The sequence below is a fragment of the Luedemannella helvata genome (genome assembly GCF_039528415.1).
GTDB lineage: Bacteria > Actinomycetota > Actinomycetes > Mycobacteriales > Micromonosporaceae > Luedemannella > Luedemannella helvata.
Genome location: NZ_BAAALS010000071.1, coordinates 1 through 2,165 on the forward strand (window position 1 = coordinate 1; position 2,165 = coordinate 2,165).

1 protein-coding gene is annotated in these 2,165 nt (G+C 65.8%); it reads right to left on the reverse strand.

What is annotated here, in order from left to right; translation table 11 throughout:
• Positions 1–108: 108 nt before the first annotated feature.
• Positions 109–1,572: a group II intron reverse transcriptase/maturase gene (ltrA, locus tag ABD191_RS28540; RefSeq protein ID WP_344088958.1), complete on the reverse strand. Its 1,464-nt coding sequence runs from the start codon at positions 1,570–1,572 to the stop codon at positions 109–111.
• Positions 1,573–2,165 lie beyond the last annotated feature (593 nt).

Below are 2,165 nucleotides of genomic sequence, written 5' to 3' on the forward strand. Positions count from 1 at the left end.
GTGTTGGGTCGGGCCCGGGCGCGGTGCCTGGATTGCTCCAGGTCCGTTTCCCGGACCCGCCCGCCGAACCCGGCGTGCGACTTTCACCGCACCGGGCTCTCCACGAGGTCATGCCGTTGGGACGGGGCTTGTCGCTCTGGGCTGCCAGGGATTCGGGATCTTGCTGCCGCGATAGCGGTATCGGGTCACGGGGACCTTGGCTATCTTGAACAGTTCGACCCCGTCGAACGCGATCGGCTGCCACCCTTGTGGGGTGCGTAGCCATCGCTGGATGGCTCTCCAGGTCATGCGGTTGCGACGCATCACCCAGTTGATCACTCGCCACCAGATGAAGTTCTGCAGGTGGGAGAAGGTGTGCTTGGCGACCGCGTGCTTGAAGTAGTTGGCCCATCCACGCTGGATGTAGTTGATCCTGACCAGCGTCTCCCGGTAGCTCAGGTGCGACAACCGGCGGGTCAGTGACTTGATCTTTCGTTTCAGCGCCTGGACAGGCTTGTCGGCGATGAACGTGTAGACGTGCCACTTGTTCGTTCCTCGTTTGCGCATCCACTTGATGTGGAAGCCGAGGAAGTCGACCCCTTCGGCAAGGTGGGCGATCCTGGTCTTGGCCGGTGACAGGCGCAGGCCCATCGCCGCCAGGACCGTACTCACCTGCTCGCGCAGGTCCTCGACGTGTTGCTCGTTGCCGTGGACCAGGACGAGGAAGTCGTCGGCGTAGCGGACCAACTGCCACGTCGCGAGCCCTCTGTCCCTGCGTTGCCTGCGTTGGCTGCTGGTGCCCATCGCGGCCCATTGCTCGGCGAAGAACTCGTCGAGCACGGACAGGGCGATGTTGGCCAGCAGCGGTGAGAGGATCCCTCCTTGGGGTGTGCCGGAGGTGGTCTCGTTCCGTTCACCGAGTTCGGTCATGATCCCGGCTTTGAGGAACGACTTCACCAGAGCGAGCACGCGCTTGTCCTTCACCCGTCGACGCACCCGGTTCATCAGGGCCGTGTGGTCAATACGGTCGAAGCACGCCTCGATATCCGCGTCCAGCACCCACCGGTAGCCGGCGGTGGCCAGATGATGGATCTCGGCGATCGCGTCGTGCGCACGCCGGTTCGGCCGGAACCCATACGAGCAAGGCTGGAAATCCGCCTCGAAGATGGGCTCCAGGACCAGCTTCAGTGCCGCCTGGACCACCCGGTCCGTGATGGTCGGTATCCCCAGTCGGCGCAGTTTCCCGCCGGTCTTGGGGATCATCTTCTCCCGTACTGGCAGGGGCCGGAACGTGCCGGTCTTCAGCAGGGAACGGACATGGTCCAGGAACACCTCGGGCCCGGCGAGGCTCACGTGGACAGCGGTGACGCCGTCCACACCGGCCGTGCGGGCTCCGGCATTCCCGGCGACCCGCTGCAAAGCCACGACGAGCGTGGCCGGGTCGCTGACGAAGTTGTGGATATCGTCAAACCGGCGACCACAGTCGGCCGCCGCCCAACGGTGCAGTTTGATCTGCATCTCCCGTACCCGCATCCCGGCCTCTTCCAAGGTCGGCCACGTGACGGCGGTATCCACCACCGTGTCTTCGGGCATTGCAGTACCTCCCATGCGATCTCGCTGCCGCCCTTCCCCATGTGACCGGCTCTCCCGGCCTCGGAGTACTACGGCGGCTCCGCCCCTTCCCGGCCCGATCGGCCGACGGTGGACCCAGCCCCACCCACCGCGCTGGCGGCGCGACGGGCGGGCAGAACGGGGAAGGTTCCCGTGTTCACTGACCGATCGCTCGACGAAGTAGGCACCCGGCTATACCCCCGCGGCATCGCCACGGCTACCCCGCAGCACTTCACCATGGCCTCCCGGACCGCCGAACGTCAGCAGCCACAGGAGTTCCCGCCCCGAACAGGAGGGCAAGGACGCACCGCACCCAGCCCATATCCGCCAGGTTCGAGCTGGTAGGGATTGTTAGGAGGCTTCAGACACCGGTTCCTCGCGTATACCTCTCCGTCTCGCTTGCCGGACCCGCGCCATCTGGCAGTGCTGGTCACGTCCCGGCGTTGTCGGGGCCGCTTGCCACCCTCCCCGGCACCTCCCGGATCAGGCTGCCCCCAGCTTCACCACCCTGCTGCGACAGGACGGCGGTGGCGGTCTCTCACCTCCACACGATCAATCAGCGCCTCACGGCGCAC